At 60.8% G+C, this 15,138-nt stretch carries 16 protein-coding genes; 8 read left to right on the forward strand and 8 right to left on the reverse strand.

Annotated features, from left to right (window positions below):
* Positions 1–46 precede the first annotated feature (46 nt).
* Together FGL86_RS08275 and FGL86_RS08280 are read left to right on the forward strand one after the other, a co-directional pair.
* Positions 47–340 carry a hypothetical protein gene (locus FGL86_RS08275; RefSeq protein ID WP_147184120.1) on the forward strand — a complete coding sequence of 98 codons (294 nt, stop codon included), beginning with the start codon at positions 47–49 and terminating at the stop codon, positions 338–340.
* A gap of 42 nt (positions 341–382) precedes the next feature.
* Entirely contained in the window at positions 383–685 is a 303-nt protein-coding gene (locus tag FGL86_RS08280; RefSeq protein ID WP_147184121.1) for a DUF6482 family protein, read from the forward strand.
* Here the strand turns inward: FGL86_RS08280 and FGL86_RS08285 are convergent.
* Positions 682–2,262 (reverse strand): cryptochrome/photolyase family protein, encoded by a 1,581-nt coding sequence (locus FGL86_RS08285; RefSeq protein WP_147184122.1) that lies wholly within the window; start codon positions 2,260–2,262, stop codon positions 682–684. The two genes, FGL86_RS08280 and FGL86_RS08285, sit on opposite strands and share 4 nt — an antisense overlap.
* A 128-nt stretch (positions 2,263–2,390) precedes the next feature.
* On the opposite strand from FGL86_RS08285, the gene hemH reads away from it, so the two are divergent.
* Positions 2,391–3,380, forward strand: coding sequence for a ferrochelatase (gene hemH / locus FGL86_RS08290; protein WP_147184123.1), 990 nt, complete (start codon positions 2,391–2,393; stop codon positions 3,378–3,380).
* Between the two features lie 3 nt (positions 3,381–3,383).
* Here the strand turns inward: hemH and FGL86_RS08295 are convergent, their stop codons facing one another.
* From FGL86_RS08295 to FGL86_RS08320, 6 genes are read right to left on the reverse strand one after another with little or no spacing between them, the layout of a single operon-like run.
* Positions 3,384–3,788 (reverse strand): Na+/H+ antiporter subunit G, encoded by a 405-nt coding sequence (locus tag FGL86_RS08295; protein ID WP_147184124.1) that lies wholly within the window; start codon positions 3,786–3,788, stop codon positions 3,384–3,386.
* A 24-nt stretch (positions 3,789–3,812) separates the two neighbouring features.
* Complete coding sequence (locus FGL86_RS08300) at positions 3,813–4,082, reverse strand: K+/H+ antiporter subunit F (protein WP_147184125.1); 270 nt, start codon at positions 4,080–4,082, stop codon at positions 3,813–3,815.
* Positions 4,076–4,573, reverse strand: coding sequence for a Na+/H+ antiporter subunit E (locus FGL86_RS08305; RefSeq protein ID WP_147184126.1), 498 nt, complete (start codon positions 4,571–4,573; stop codon positions 4,076–4,078). The genes FGL86_RS08300 and FGL86_RS08305 overlap by 7 nt, the downstream gene beginning before the upstream one ends.
* Positions 4,570–6,081: a monovalent cation/H+ antiporter subunit D gene (locus FGL86_RS08310; RefSeq protein ID WP_147184127.1), complete on the reverse strand. Its 1,512-nt coding sequence runs from the start codon at positions 6,079–6,081 to the stop codon at positions 4,570–4,572. The genes FGL86_RS08305 and FGL86_RS08310 overlap by 4 nt, the downstream gene beginning before the upstream one ends.
* The gene (locus FGL86_RS08315; RefSeq protein WP_147184128.1) at positions 6,078–6,425 is read right to left on the reverse strand and encodes a Na+/H+ antiporter subunit C; all 348 of its coding nucleotides are present in this window, start codon (positions 6,423–6,425) and stop codon (positions 6,078–6,080) included. Before FGL86_RS08315 ends, FGL86_RS08310 begins: the two co-directional genes overlap by 4 nt.
* Entirely contained in the window at positions 6,425–9,214 is a 2,790-nt protein-coding gene (locus FGL86_RS08320; protein WP_147184129.1) for a monovalent cation/H+ antiporter subunit A, read from the reverse strand. Before FGL86_RS08320 ends, FGL86_RS08315 begins: the two co-directional genes overlap by 1 nt.
* Positions 9,215–9,520: 306 nt before the next feature.
* Here FGL86_RS08320 and FGL86_RS08325 point away from each other — a divergent pair, with 306 nt between their 5' ends.
* The 3 genes from FGL86_RS08325 (at position 9,521) to FGL86_RS08335 (ending at position 12,396) form a co-directional block, all read left to right on the forward strand.
* A complete protein-coding gene (locus FGL86_RS08325; RefSeq protein WP_147184130.1) occupies positions 9,521–9,682 on the forward strand; it encodes a DUF2256 domain-containing protein in 162 nt (53 codons plus the stop codon).
* Positions 9,679–11,070 carry a DASH family cryptochrome gene (locus FGL86_RS08330; protein ID WP_147184131.1) on the forward strand — a complete coding sequence of 464 codons (1,392 nt, stop codon included), beginning with the start codon at positions 9,679–9,681 and terminating at the stop codon, positions 11,068–11,070. The genes FGL86_RS08325 and FGL86_RS08330 overlap by 4 nt, the downstream gene beginning before the upstream one ends.
* Before the next feature lie 63 nt (positions 11,071–11,133).
* Positions 11,134–12,396 (forward strand): lytic murein transglycosylase, encoded by a 1,263-nt coding sequence (locus FGL86_RS08335; protein ID WP_147184132.1) that lies wholly within the window; start codon positions 11,134–11,136, stop codon positions 12,394–12,396.
* Between the two features lie 2 nt (positions 12,397–12,398).
* On the opposite strand, the gene FGL86_RS08340 is transcribed toward FGL86_RS08335, so the two are convergent.
* Complete coding sequence (locus tag FGL86_RS08340) at positions 12,399–13,118, reverse strand: 16S rRNA (uracil(1498)-N(3))-methyltransferase (RefSeq protein WP_147184133.1); 720 nt, start codon at positions 13,116–13,118, stop codon at positions 12,399–12,401.
* A gap of 149 nt (positions 13,119–13,267) precedes the next feature.
* Between FGL86_RS08340 and phaR the strand changes: the two genes are divergently transcribed.
* Positions 13,268–13,732, forward strand: a complete 465-nt coding sequence (gene phaR / locus FGL86_RS08345; protein WP_147184134.1) for a polyhydroxyalkanoate synthesis repressor PhaR — start codon at positions 13,268–13,270, stop codon at positions 13,730–13,732.
* 86 nt (positions 13,733–13,818) lie between these two features.
* The gene (gene purD, locus FGL86_RS08350) at positions 13,819–15,126 is read left to right on the forward strand and encodes a phosphoribosylamine--glycine ligase (protein ID WP_147184135.1); all 1,308 of its coding nucleotides are present in this window, start codon (positions 13,819–13,821) and stop codon (positions 15,124–15,126) included.
* The last annotated feature ends 12 nt before the right edge of the window (positions 15,127–15,138 follow it).

Consider the following 15,138-nt stretch of genomic DNA (forward strand, 5'->3'; position numbering starts at 1 on the left):
CGAATCGAGGCGGTAAACCAGAACAAGAGACACACGAGGAAACGGCATGGCCAGTGGATTTCGACGTGGCAATCGCAAGCGGCTTCCGAAACTGGAAGCCCGGGGCGAGCTTCAGGAACTCGAGCGCGAAGGTCCTTTCAAGGAATGGCTGGGCATGCCGGATCTGTACCGCTATCGCCTGGTGGTTGATGGAGAGACCTACAGCTATCAGACGGAAGACTCAGAACTGCCGGTAGCGATCGGCGATCGGGTGGTATTTCGCTACAAGGAAACCAAGGCGGGCAAGTGGGTCGATCGCAACTCCCTGGGCAAGGCCATCGATCCTTCCAACTATCAGTAGGATCGTCTGTCTCGATCCTGGCAATAATCGCCGGAGAGTGCCGTGGAACTCAAGGAAATTGCTGGATTCATCAAGCGGCAGGATCCTTTCGAGATTCGCGTGATCGGCCATGCGGGAAGCCGCTGCTATCAGATTGAACTGGAGGATTCGGATGGCGCCTGTCATGAGGTGACGCACAGGGGCAAGCCGCTGCTTTTTCGGGCGCTGGACGAGGTCAAGGCGACGCTCAAGCGCCAGGGAATACGCCGTGCCTATCTGGTGCATCGCGTTCCGCAGGATGAGGTGGTGGGCCGGGAGGCAAACTACCGAAATCCGCTCAGCTCGAGAATTCCCTTGGTGTTCTAAGCCTGTCGGCGATAGCCGTCCAGGTGCTCTCCTTGGCCGTAGGCCGGTTCCGTTTCCAGCGAATCCAGAAAGCCTTCCGCCTGCTCGCGGATCGCCGCGCGCTTTTCATCGCTCATGCGCCTGAGCGAGCCGTAGATCAACTTCATGCGCGGGTTGCTTTCCAGCCGCTCTGCGTTACGCTCGAGGAAATGCCAGTAAAGGCTGTTGAAAGGGCAGGCGGTGTCGCCAATCGTCTTCTTCGGATTGAAGCGGCAATCACCGCAGTGATTGGACATGCGCTGAATATACTTGCCCGAGGCACAGTAGGGCTTGGAGCCCATCAGGCCACCGTCTGCGTGCAACACCATGCCCAGGGTGTTGGGTAGCTCCACCCATTCGAAGGCGTCCACATAGACCGCCAGATACCAGTCACAGAGCGCTTCCGGCTTGACCCCGCACAGCAGGGCGAAATTGCCCGTTACCATCAGCCGCTGGATGTGATGAGCATAGGCGTTATCCCGGGTCATCTCGATGGCGCGGCGCAGGCAGCGCAGGTCCGTATCGCCGCTCCAGTAGAAGTCTGGCAGGTTGCGCCGGGCATTCAATCGGTTTTCGCGCTTGTAGGCCGGCATGTGATGCCAGTAGATGCCGCGCACGTATTCTCGCCAGCCGAGAATCTGGCGAATGAAGCCTTCCACCGCATTGATGGGCGCTTCGCCGCGATAGTAGGCGGCCTCCGCGGCCTCGCATACCTCCCGAGGCGACAGCAGGCCGATATTCATGGCGCTAGACAGCCGGGAATGAAAGAGGTAGGGATCGCGGTCGTCGATGGCGTCCTGATAGGTACCGAAATCCGCCAGGGCGTTGTCGATGAAGTGGCGCAGATCCACCAGCGCCTGGCGGCGGGTTACCGGCCAGTTGAAGCCGTCGAGGGTGCCGAAATGATCGCCGAAGTGTTCGTTCACCAGTTCCAGGACTCGATTGGTGATGTCATCACGACCGTGAGCGGGCGGCGTCAGGGTTCCCAGGTTGTCCCGCACCGGTTGGCGGTTGTCGTGATCGAAATTCCATTGGCTTCCCGCCGGGGCGTCGTCTTCCATCAGCAGGCCGGTCTTGCGGCGCATCCGGCGATAGAAGTGCTCCAAGCGCGGCGTCTTTCGTTTCTCGATCCAGTCGGCGAATTCTCGAGCGGTGCAGAAGAAGCGGTCATCCTCGAGCAGCTGCCACTGGGGGGCGCTAGCGGTCTTCTGACGCTGGTGGATACGTGCCAGCAGGCGCCACTCCCCGGGCTGGACAAGGCGGATTTCACCGCAGTCGTACTGCCTGGCGAGCCGCTCCGCTTCCGCGATTAGATCCTGACAGTTGTCCGCGTCGTCCAAGGCGCTGTAATGCACTCGATATCCCTTGTCCCGCAACTCTTTGGCAAAATGACGCATTGCCGCGAGAATCAGGGCGATCTTCTGCGGGTGATGGGGTACGTAGCGCCCTTCGCCGCTGACTTCACACAGTGCAATGACCGCATTCTCGGGGTAGTCCTGAAGTGACGAAATCGAATGACTGAGCTGATCGCCCAGTAGAAGAATCAATGTCCCGGACATGGATTGACCTGAATTTGTACAAAATTTTCCGAACAGTATAGCTTCTTTGGTTCCGACTGACCCTCGGCTGGTACAATCCGCGTTACGATGTCTCGTCTTTCTTCAACGTTCGATGCAAGGAGCCCGCCATGCCCACTCCGCCTTTCGGCGTCATGCTGGTCAATCTCGGTACCCCGGATGCGCCCACTCCCCAGGCGGTGCGTCGTTATCTGGCGCAATTTCTCTGGGACAAGCGCGTGGTCGATGCGCCGAGGCCCTTGTGGTGGCTGATCTTGCACGGAATAATTTTGCGAATTCGCCCGGGGCGGGTGGCAAAGGCCTATCAATCCGTATGGACGGAAGAGGGATCGCCGCTGATGGCGATCGGTCGGCGCCAGCAGCAGGCATTGATCCAGACCTTGGCGGAGCGTCACGGGCAAGCCATTCCGGTGGAGCTAGCCATGACCTACGGCAATCCGAGCCTGAAAGAAGCGGGATTGAAGCTTCGCGATGCCGGGGTCGAGCGTATTCTGGTGCTGCCCTTGTATCCACAGTTCTCCCGCTCCACTACCGCGGCCATTTTCGATGGACTGGCCCGAGCGCTGAAGCCTTGTCCGCATCTGCCGGAACTGCGCTTCATTCGCGATTATCACGACCATCCGGGATACATCGAGGCCTTGGCGGCAAGGGTTCGGGAACACTGGAGCGCGCATCCTGGTGAGCGCGGCAAGCTGATCATGTCCTATCACGGCATTCCCAAGCGCTACGCGGACCGGGGCGACCCCTATTTCCGCCATTGTGAGGAAACCAGCCGCAAGTTGGCACAGGCACTAGGGCTTGATGAAGGTGCCTGGATGATGACCTTTCAGTCGCGCTTCGGCCGGGAGGAATGGCTCAAGCCCTATACGGACGAAACGCTGAAAACCCTGGCGAAAGAAGGGGTGGAGCATGTCGATATCATCAGTCCCGCCTTCGCTGCGGATTGCCTGGAAACCTTGGAAGAGCTGCAGGTCGAGAACCGCGACTATTTCCTGGAAGCCGGCGGCAAGACCTATCGCTATATTTCAGCGCTGAACGACCGCCCGGACCATATTGCACTGCTGGCAGATCTGGTGGAGCAGCATACGAAAGGATGGTGAGAATCAGACGTGGCCGACATCCGGGTGCACCACGGGTTTCTCGCCGCCTTCCTCCTGGTAGAGCTCCTTGTAGAGTTCCTTGGGTCTGCCTTGGGTCTTGCCATCATGCTTGAGCTTCTGGTGAAGCGCGGATTTCGCCAGCAGGTGCGCGCTCACCGGCGCGGTGATAAAGAGAAACAAGGTAATCAGCAATTCTTGAATGTGAACGACGCTCTGGGTAACGGAAAAGTACAGCATGGAAGCGACCAGAATACAGCCTACCCCCAAGGTGGTCGCCTTGGTGGGGCCGTGCAGACGCATGTAAAAATCCCGCATATTGGCCATGCCTAGAGAGCCGATGAAGGCGAAGATACCGCCGGCGAGCAGGAAAAAGGAAACCAGGCCTTCGAGAATTATATAGAATGTCATGTCAGACCTTCCTCGGATAAAGCTCTATTCGATGATGTCGCCACGCAACAAATATTTGCATACCGCCACCGTGCTGAGAAAGCCTAGCATGGCAATCAGCAGGGCCGCCTCGAAGTAGTGCTGGCTGTTCAGCCACAGGCCCATCAGCACGATGAGCGCCAGGGAATTGACGTACATGGTATCCAGCGCCATAAGCCGGTCCGGCATGCTCGGGCCGACGATGAAGCGGTAGGCGTTGCAGGCCAGCGCCATCACGATCAATGCCAGGCTGGCCCATAGCGCGATATCTAGCATTCGTAGATCTCCTTGAGAGGACGCTCGTAGCGCTCGCGGATTTCCTCGATCAGCTGTTGTTCATCGGGCACGTCGAGGGCGTGAATCAACAGCGACTTGCCGTCCAGGCGCAGGTGAGCGGTCACGGTACCCGGGGTCAGAGTAATGGTGTTGGCCAGCAGGGTGATCGGCAGGCGCTCCTGCAGCATCAGCGGGTACTCGACGAAGGCCGGGCGAGCGATGCGCCAGGGATTGATGATCAACCAGGCAACTTGGAGATTGGCGACGATGATGTCGCCGAAGACGCGCAGCACAAAGAGCAGAAGCTTCCAGGGTTTCTTGATGCGCGGCTGTTCGTCCCAGAAACGCCTTGTCAGCAGCGGGATGACCAGCGCCAGCAGGCTGCCCAGCAGAATATGCCCCAACGCCGTGCTTTTCACCAGCAACAGCCAAACCGCCAGCAAAAGCAGCGACATGAAGGGCTGAGGCAGCCAGGACGGGCGCGCGCTCATGGTTTCTCTCCACTATCGATCAGTATGGCCTCGATGAGTATCCTTGGCTGCGCCAGCTGTTCCGCGGTGGCAGTGGTATAGGCATGGATGGGGCCAGACAGCGCCACGATCACAGGTGATGCTCCCAATAGCATGGATACGCCAATCAGCTGACGGCGTGACAGGACAATATCCTGGGTCTCTCCTTCGTTACTGCGCCAGAACAGGGTCGAGCCAGCTCGGGACAGGGCAATCAGCGCACAGAGCCCTGAGCTTAGCAGAATCGGCCAGAACCAGAACCGCAATGCCTCTGGCGTCGAACTCAACAGCAGCACCTTGCCGAGTGCCCCCGACAAGGGAGGAATGCCCGCCACGGTTATCGCACCCAGGAAAAACAAGAGCCCTAGCAGATTGGCATGGCGCAAGGGTTTACCTTTTACCAGCCGAGTCCCCGCCTTGCCGCGTTCCTGGCCGATCATCTCCGCCAACAGGAAAAGCCCGCCGGTCACCAGCGTCGTATGGATCAAGTAATACAATAGCGCACTGACGGACTCCGGCGAACGGATGCCGATACCCGCCAGCAGGGTGCCGACGGAAACCAGAATCAGATAAGACACCATCAGACGCAGGTCGCGCGCCGCCAGCACTCCAATGGCCGCCGCCGCCAGCGTCGCCAGAGAAAGCCACCACACCCAGGGCTGTTCCAGCGCCGCCAGAGGACCGGCCTGTTCGCCGAAGATCAGATGATAGACCCGCAGGATGGCGTAAACCCCTACCTTGGTCATGATGGCGAACAGTGCCGCCACCGGTGCCGGGGCAGCGGCGTAGGCGCGAGGCAGCCAGAAATAAAGCGGCAGAATGGCCGCCTTGACCCCGAACACCACCAGCAGCAGGAGCGCCGCGGCGCTGACCAGCCCGGTGCGCTCCGGCTCGATGGCTCCGATACGCATCGCCATGTCTGCCATGTTGAGGGTGCCGGTGGCGCCGTAAAGCACGCCCACGGCTATCAGAAACAACGAGGAGTTGGCCAGGTTGAGCACTACGTAATGCACGCTGGCCTGAATGCGCGGCTTGCCCCCGCCGTGCACCAGCAGCGCGTAGGAGGCCAGTAGCAGTACCTCGAAGAACACGAACAGGTTGAACAGGTCGCCGGTCAGAAAAGCGCCGTTGATACCCATCAGCTGAAGCTGGAACAGACCATGAAAGTTGCTGCCCTGATCGTCTTCCCCAGCGCTGGCGAAGATCACGCAGGCCAAAGCCAGCAGCGATGTCAACAGCACCATGAGCGCGGATAGCCGGTCCAGTACCAGAATGATCCCGAAAGGAGGCTGCCAGTCTCCCAGGGCATAATAGTCCACCTCCCCGCTGGCGGCCTTGACGACAAGAGCGATGGCGATGACCACCAGCAAGGCGGTGGCCAGCAATCCGACATTACGCCGGATTCGCGTATTGCGCTGGCGATTGAGCAGCAGCATGGCGCCGGTGGCCAGCGGCAGGACCACTGGCAGAATGATGAGATGCTGCATCACCGGCGCTCCTCCCGGGTTTCGTCGGACTGCCGGCCATCCACATGGTCGTTACCCAGATCGCCTCGCGCCCGCATGGCGAGAATCACCACAAAGGCGGTCATCGCGAAGCCGATGACGATGGCGGTCAGCACTAGCGCCTGGGGAAGCGGGTCCGCGTAGTCGCTGGCACCTTCGAGAATCACTGCTCCGTTGGTGGTCAGCCCGCCCATGGAAAACAGGAACAGGTTGACCGCATAGGAAAACAGGGTCAGACCCACCACTACTGGAAAAGTGCGTCCGCGCAGGATCAGGAACAGGCCGCAGGCGCTTAGTATTCCAGTGGTAATGGCGTAGAGGCTCTCCATCAGGACTTCTCCTTGCTCGGGCGGTGAGGGGTGGTGACCTTGCCCAGATTGGCGAGAATCATCAGGGTGGCGCCCACCACCGCCAGATAGACCCCGAGATCGAACAGCAAGGCGGTAGCCAGTTCGATATCGCCGATGAGAGGAATATGGAAATGACCGTAGGAGGAAGTCAGGAAGGGGTAGCCGAACACCCAGCTGCCCAGACCGGTCAAGGTGGCGGTGGCGACCCCGGCAATGGCGATGGTTTGATAGGTGAAGTCCAGGCGGGTCTGAACCCATTCCACGCCCCGTGCGATATAGATCAGGATCAAGGCTGCGGCGGTGATCAAACCGGCGATGAAACCGCCGCCGGGCTGGTTGTGGCCGCGCAGAAAGATATACACCGCCACCAGCAGGGCCAAAGGCAGTATCATCTGGGAGATGCTGGTAAGAATCATCGGGTAGCGATCCGGCGACCAAAGCCGGCCTTGCCAGTCGCTGTGGGGCATGAACAGCCGCAGCCGATTGAGCAGTTTCAAGATCGCCAGCCCTGCCAGGGCGAGCACAGTAATTTCCCCCAGGGTATCGAAACCCCGGAAATCCACCAGAATCACGTTGACCACGTTATGGCCGCCGCCGCCGGGGACGCTGTTGGCGAGAAAGAAGCCGGAAATGCTGTTGCTTTCCCGAGTGAGCACCGCGTAGTTGAAGCTGGTAACTACTGCACCAAGCCCGATCGCCAGTCCGATATCCCGGATGACACGCTTGACCGAGGCCTCCTTGGGCGTCTTCTGAGGCAGGAAATAAAGCGCCAGCATCAGCAGGATCATGGTAGCCACTTCCACGGAAAGCTGAGTCAGCGCCAGATCCGGCGCGGAAAACCGCGCGAAGGTCAGAGAAACCATCAGGCCGACCACAGACAGCATCAGCAGGGAAAACAGGCGAAATCGGTGAGTCACCGCGGTACCCAAGGCGCCAAGAATCAGCAGTGCCGCCCCGGCCATCAGCACCCCATCCAGCGGCTGGTGCGTCTTGTCACCCCCCAGGCTGGGCAGCTCCACCAGCTTTAGAGCAGTCAACAGCAGGGCGCTACCCAGCAGCAGGCTCATGTAGCGCTGCAGGGAGCCATTTTCCAGGCGCTGGGTAAAGGACTGGCAAAACACCACCAGTCGCTGCACCCTGCCCTCGAAGACCAGATTGGCGTTGAGCGGCGGGAACTGACCCACCAAGCGATTTATGTAGCGGTAGGCGATATACAGACTGATACCCAGGCCGATGGCGATGGCGCTCATCAGCAGTGGCAGATTGAAGCCGTGCCATAGCTTCAGATGAAATTCCAGCGGCGCGGCGAGTACCGCATCCGTGGCCAGTCCGAGCAGACCGCCTGCGAGCAGCGCAGGAAAAAGCCCCACGGCGATGCACAAGGTCGCCAGCAGCGATACCGGCAGACGCATCAGATGCGGCGGCTCATGAGGCGTGCTTGGCAGGGGCTGCTTGGCCGGCCTGTAGAAAACCGCGTGAATCAGACGCAGGGAGTAGGCGACGGAAAGGATGCCGCCCAGCGTGGCCAGCACCGGCAGTATCCAGAACAGCCCGCCCAGCAGGTGAGCCTCCAGGCTTTCGGTGAAGAACATTTCCTTCGATAGGAAGCCGTTGAAGAGCGGTACGCCCGCCATGGCGGCACCGGTAATCGTGGTAAGAAGCGCGGTTATGGGCATGGCTCGGCGCAGCCCGCCCAGCTTCTTCAGATCCCGGGTACCGGTTTCGTGATCGATGATGCCGGCGCACATGAAGAGCGCCGCCTTGAAAGTGGCGTGATTGAGAATATGAAACAGCGCCGCCAGCATGGCCATGGGGCTGCCGATGCCCAGCAGAGCGGTGATCAGCCCCAGATGGCTGACCGTGGAAAACGCCAGGATCCCCTTGAGATCCGTCTTGACCAGGGCGAACCAGGCACCATAGAGAAAGGTGATCATTCCGATCAGGGTGACGACGATTCCCCAGAGTTCACTGCCGGCGATGGCCGGGTGCAGCCGCGCCATCAGAAAGATGCCCGCCTTGACCATGGTCGCCGAATGCAGATAGGCGGATACCGGAGTGGGCGCCGCCATGGCATGGGGCAGCCAGAACTGAAACGGAAACTGGGCTGACTTGCTGAAAGCGCCGAGCAATACCAGCACCAGCATGGTCGGGTAGCGCGGATCCGCCAGGATGGCATCGCCGCTTGCCAGTACCGTGCTCATGTCGAAGCTGCCGGCCATGTCCCCCAACAGCAGCAGTCCCGCCAGCAGGGCAAGTCCCCCGGCGCCGGTGACCGTCAGCGACATGCGCGCGCCCTTGCGGGCATCGCTGCGATAGGACCAGAAGCCGATCAGCAGAAAGGAAGACAGGCTGGTCATCTCCCAGGCCAGCCACAGCAGAATCAGGTTGTCCGCCATCACGATGCCGACCATCGAACTCATGAACAGCATCAGGTAGGCATAGAAACGACCGTGGGAATCCTCCTGGGAAAGATAGTAATGCGCGTAGTTGATGATCAGCAGGCCGATGCCGATGATCAGAATCGTGAACATGAGCGACAGGCCGTCCATGCGCAAGGCCAGGTCCAGCCCCAGTTCGGGCATCCATGTCAAGTTGATACGCGGCAGTTCACCCGCCAGCAGGGCAGGAATCTGCGCAGCAGTAAGCCCCAGGGCGATGGCGGGTAAAAGCAGGGTCGCCAGCGTGCAGGGGCCGCGTCCATAGCGGGCAGTCAGCACCGGCACCAATACCCCTAGCAGGGTCAACGTGGGGATCAAGAGCAATATCATCGAGAGACATCCTGCGCCGGGCTGGAAAGTACGCCTGTGTGATACCTATTGTCGCGCGTCGAATCAAGTGTAGCCGCAAAGATTGCACGCCAGTTTTCTGGCCGCCTTCGGGTCCTGACGCTGAGTATCTGAGTACTCTAACGTAAAGTCAGCGTTGACGTTAAAGACTTGGGAGTTTTGTTCGCAACTCCCCCCTTTGGTCATCGGTGTTATACCGGCGTCGAGAAGGAATCGGCGATATTCGAGTACTCGTGTACGATAGTTGTACAAATTGTTTTTGGCTGTCTATTTTTGGATGGAGGTCTCATGCACCGCAAGCAGGATCTTCCGCAAAAGCAGTGCGCGCAATGCTTGCGTCTCTTTCGCTGGCGACGCAAGTGGGCACGCTGCTGGCAAGAGGTGCGCTACTGTAGCGAACGCTGCCGTCGGGACGCCCGACGCTCGCGCGGACAGGAGAAAACCTCATGAGGCCCGATATTCTCTGGTTTCGCGACGATCTTCGTCTGACGGACAACCCGGTCTTGGATGCCGCCGCCGCGGCCTCTTCACTGCTATGCGTTTATGTGCTGGAAGAGCGCCTGCTGGCGCCTCTCGCGCCGGGCATGAGCGAGCGACGCATCGGCCCGGCGCGGCTGCATTTTCTATGGCAAAGCCTATGCGAGCTGCGCGGGGAGCTGCTCAAGCGGGGCAGCGATCTGCTGGTCAGGGTCGGCGACCCGGCGGCGGTTCTGACGGACTTGGCGAGTGAGAGCGAGGCGCGACGGCTTTGGGTGCAGTGCCCCGTCGCCAGCGATGAAGCGTCGGATATCGCTCGGCTCGAGCAGCGGCTCCAGGCGGATACCTACATCAGAACAGGCGAGAATGTCACCCTGTTCAAGGCGTCGGCGCTGCCGTTTCCCCTGAGCGAGCTACCTGAAACGTATTCCGCCTTTCGCCGCCAGGTGGAAAAACATTGTGCTTTCGAGGATCTCGTTTCCTCGCCCATTACCTTGCCTCCCTGGCCGGAAAAGATGGTACGCGGCATGCCGCCGCTGGAGAAAGTCTGCCCGCGGGCTACCGTCTGGCGGCCAGATCCGCGCGGCCAGTTTTGCTTCGAAGGCGGAGAAGCGGCGGGGATGGCGCGGTTGAACGCCTATCTATGGGACAAGGAAGGCGGCAGCCATTACAAGCAGACCCGCAACGGCCTGCTGGGGGCGGATTTTTCTACTCGGCTCTCCGCCTGGCTGGCCCGGGGCTGCCTGTCGCCGCGTCAGGTCCAGGCACAGGTACGTCGCTGGGAGGCGGAGTACGGCGTCAGCGAATCCAGCTATTGGATCGTTTTTGAGCTGCTTTGGCGAGAGTACTTTCACTGGGCGGCGCGCCAGGAAGGCGCGGGCCTGTTCGCCGAACGAAACTTGCCGACGCCCGGCGGCGCCTTTCATGCCTGGCGGCGAGGAGAAACCGGATTGCCCTTCGTGGACGCTGCCATGATCGAGCTTGCCACCACCGGCTGGATCTCCAACCGCGCCCGTCAGAACGTGGCAAGCTTTCTGGTCAAGGACCTGGGGGAAGACTGGCGGCTCGGTGCCGCCTGGTTCGAGCACTGTCTGATCGATTACGACGTCGCCAGCAACTGGGGAAACTGGCGCTATGTCGCCGGCGTCGGTCGGGATCCACGCAATCGCTATTTCAATGTGCTCAAGCAGGCCAGGCAGTACGACGAGGAAGGGCGTTATGTCGCGCACTGGCTGCCGGCGTTGGCGTCTTTGCCGCCGGGGGCCGTCAGGCATCATCCCTGGCACGGCGAGCCGGCGCGATTCTCGCCGCCGCTCGTAATGCCTGATGCCTGGCAGCCTTATTTGATTGATGCTGACTAGCTGAGATGGCTGATCTAAGCGATGATGCTTTTCCAATCATCTGTAAGAATAAGGACTCACACAATGCGCAGGATGCTGAGCGTCGCGCTGATTCTCACTGTGCTGGCGGGCTGCCAGACCGCCTCGAGCCGGCAGGTCGAGGCGGCGCAGGAGACGCCAGAGACAGCACCGAAGGAGGCCAGCCGCACCCTAGGTAGCTCCACCGAAGCTCGTGATTTTGTTGACTGGGTAGCGACGTTTCGTCGTGAAGCCCGGGACCAGGGTATCGGCGAGTCGGTGCTGGTCAGCGCTTTCGAGGGGGTGCGCTTTCAGCCGCGCGTCATCGAGCTCGACGGTGCCCAGCCGGAATTCGTCAGGCCCATCTGGTCCTATCTGGATACCGCGGTCTCCGCCACGCGGATCGAGCAGGGACGCAAACAGCTGGCGGCGCATGAGGGCGCGGCCAGTGCCGCGGCGCAGCGCTACGGCGTGCCGAAGGAGATACTCGTCGCCATCTGGGGCATCGAGAGCAACTACGGCGCCAATTTCGGCGGTTTTTCCACCATCGATGCCCTGGCCACCCTGGCCTTTGAAGGAAGGCGCAGTGAATTCGCCAAACAGGAGCTGATGGCGGCGCTGCGTATCCTCCAGGCCGGCGATATCGACGCCTCGCGCATGCGCGGCTCCTGGGCAGGCGCCATGGGCCATACCCAGTTCATGCCGTCGAGCTTTGAAGCCTACGCGGTGGATGGAGACGCTGACGGCCATCGAGATATCTGGGGCAGTATTCCCGACGTGATGGCTTCCACTGCCCACTATCTCGATCGGGCGGGCTGGCGTGCCGGCGAGCCCTGGGGCGTCGAAGTCACACTTCCTCAAGGTTTCGATTACACCCAGGCAAGTGCCGCGATTCGCCGCTCGAGCGAGCAGTGGGCCAGTGAGGGCGTAGCCGCCTTGAACGGTCGAGCGCTGCCCAACTTCGACGAAGCCGCCATTCTGGTTCCCGCCGGCGCCAGCGGCCCGGCCTTCCTGGTGGGGCCTAATTTCCGCGCGATCCTGCGCTACAACAATGCCACCAGCTATGCCTTGGCGGTGGGCACCCTGGCGAATCGTATCGCCGGGCGACCGGGGATCGACCAGCAGTGGCCGAGGGATCAAAAGCCCCTGAGCCGCTCCCAGGTGCGCGAGTTGCAGCAGCTCTTGAACCGTCAGGGCTATGCCACCGGTACTCCGGATGGCATCTTGGGTCCGAATACCCGCCGCGGATTGCGCGACTATCAGCGCAGTGTTGGCCTGGTGCCGGATGGCTTTGCCACCCAGGCGTTGCTCGATCGGCTGCGCGGCTAGATTCAAAGCGGGCTCAGGCGGGCGAGCAGGGCGACTACCGCGGTCTCCACCCTCAGGATGCGCTCTCCCAGTTGGATGCCTCGGCAGCCCGCGGCGAGCAGCTGTTCCACCTCGTAGGGAACAAAGCCGCCTTCCGGGCCCACGATCAACAGCGCCGGAGACGCCAGTCCTCGTGGGCAGGCGGCGTCCATGCCGGGATGTGCCAGCAAGCCTTCGCGGTTCGCTAGCCTGGCGGGCAGGCGGTCTTCCAGGAAGGGCTTGAAGCGCGGCTCGAGAATGACCCGAGGCGTTCGCGTATCCCGGGCCTGTTCCAGCCCCAGCAGGAGATGTCGGCGAATCTTCTCCGGGTCGAGTTCCGGCGACTGCCAGTAGCTTTTTTCCACCCGGCGACTGTGCAGCAGCGTGATGTGCTTCACGCCAAGAGCGGTGACGTGTTCCAGGCTGCGCGCCAGCATGCGTGGCCGAGGGAGCGCCAGCACCAGTTCGATGTCCAAGGCAGGTGGAGGCGCCTGACTCAAGGCGTCCAGTGCGAAGCAGGCCTGGTGGCGATCGAGCGCGGTCAGGCGGCCGCGACCGATGTTGCCGTCAGCGAGCCCCAGGGTCAGTTCATCACCAGGCTGCGCTTGATGCACTTCATGCAGATGCTTGAGACGGCGAGGATCGGTGATTCGAGCGCTGTGCTCATCCAGCAGATCTCCTGGCTGCAGCAGAATCAGATTCATCGATCGTCTCGTATCGCTTGACTGGCCTGAAGGCTTGGCGCAGTGCACAATGTTTGCAATGAAACCCGTCCGTGACAAAACCTGGTCATGATGAATTCCGTGCCTCACCAGATAAAAGGATGCACAACGAAAATGAGAGGAGTTCCCCTGTGCGCGTGATCCGTAAATACGCCAATCGCCGGCTCTATGATACCGAACAGAGCCGCTATGTGACCTTGGCAGATCTGCGTGAACTGATTCTCCAGGACGTTTCCTTTCGGGTCGAGGATGCCAAGAGCGGCGAGGATCTGACGCGCACCATCCTGCTGTCGATCATCATCGAGCAGGAGCAGGCGGACGGCGACGCGGAGGTCTTTTCCAATGATCTGCTGGCTCAGCTGATCCGGGTGTATGCCATGTCTCAGCCGCTGCCCCTGGCGCGCTATCTTGAGCAGGGCACTCAGCTGATGCTCGAGCAGCAAAAACGCATGCAGACCCATTGGAAGCAGGCTCTGCGCAATTCGCCCATGGAGTTGATGCGTGAGATGGCCGAGGACAACATGCGCTTCTGGCAGCAGACGCTCAACAAGAACGTGGACAGTAAAAGTACGGACAAGAACGATAACGAGGGCTAGTCCTGGCCCGAACGGCCACCTGGTGTGATACCGGGTTCCGTTGTTGGATCATCAAGGTTTTACCAAGAAACGAGCAAGGTTTGCCCATGAAGGTTCTGATTATCGGCGGCGGTGGCCGCGAACACGCCCTGGCCTGGAAGGTCGCTCAATCTCCTCGGGTCGAGCAGGTGTTTCTGGCGCCGGGTAACGCGGGTACTCGGGCGGAAACCAAGCTTTCCAATCTGGAACTGACGGTGGATGATCTGGACGGTCTCGAAGCCTTCGTCCGGGAAAACGCCATCGACCTGACCATTGTCGGCCCTGAAGCGCCGCTGGTGGCAGGAGTGGTAGACCGCTTTCAGGCAGCGGGGCTGGCGATTTTCGGTCCCACTCGAGCCGCGGCCCAGCTCGAAGGGTCGAAGTCCTTTGCCAAGGACTTTCTGACCCGCCACGGCATTCCCAGCGCGGCCTATCGCACCTTCAATGCGGTGGAGCCGGCGCTTGAGTATCTGCGGGAAAAAGGCGCGCCCATCGTCGTCAAGGCGGATGGCCTGGCGGCGGGCAAGGGGGTGATCGTCGCTACCAGCGAAGCCCAGGCGCAAGCCGCGGTGCGCGATATGCTTGAAGACAACGCCTTCGGCGACGCGGGCGCTCGGGTGGTGATCGAGGATTTTCTCGAAGGCGAGGAAGCCAGCTTCATTGTCATGGTGGACGGTGAAAACATCTTGCCCATGGCCACCAGCCAGGATCACAAGCGCGCCTTCGACGGGGACGAGGGACCGAATACCGGCGGCATGGGCGCCTATTCTCCGGCGCCGGTGGTGACCGAAGCGGTGTTCAAGCGCATCATGCGCGAGGTGATAGAGCCTACGGTCAAAGGCATGGCGGAAGAAGGTCGTCCTTATCGCGGCTTTCTTTACGCCGGGCTGATGATCGACTCCCGTGGTGCGCCTCGGGTCATCGAATACAATTGTCGCTTCGGCGATCCGGAAACCCAGCCGATCATGCTACGGCTGCGCTCGGATCTCGCGGCGCTTTGTCTGGCCGGCGTCGAGGGGCGTCTGGCGGAAGAACACTGCGAATGGGATCCTCGCGCCGCGGTAGGTGTGGTGATGGCATCCGGGGGCTATCCGGAGGCCTATCGCAAGGGCGATGTGATAGAAGGCCTCGATGCCGCTGCCTCTCTCGAAAAAGAAGAAGGTTATAAAGTGTTCCATGCGGGCACCGGCGAAGACGATCGAGGCAGGGTCGTCACCAGCGGCGGTCGCGTGCTGTGCGTCACCGCCCTTGGAGACAGCGTGTCCCAGGCTCGGGAACTCGCCTATGCCGGCGTCGAACGGATCCACTGGCCGGACGCTTTCTATCGTCGGGATATCGGCCATCGCGCGTTGGCGCGGGAAACGCAGGGACAATAGCCATCAAAGGAG

It is taken from the genome of Pistricoccus aurantiacus (assembly GCF_007954585.1).
GTDB classification, from domain to species: Bacteria; Pseudomonadota; Gammaproteobacteria; order Pseudomonadales; family Halomonadaceae; genus Pistricoccus; species Pistricoccus aurantiacus.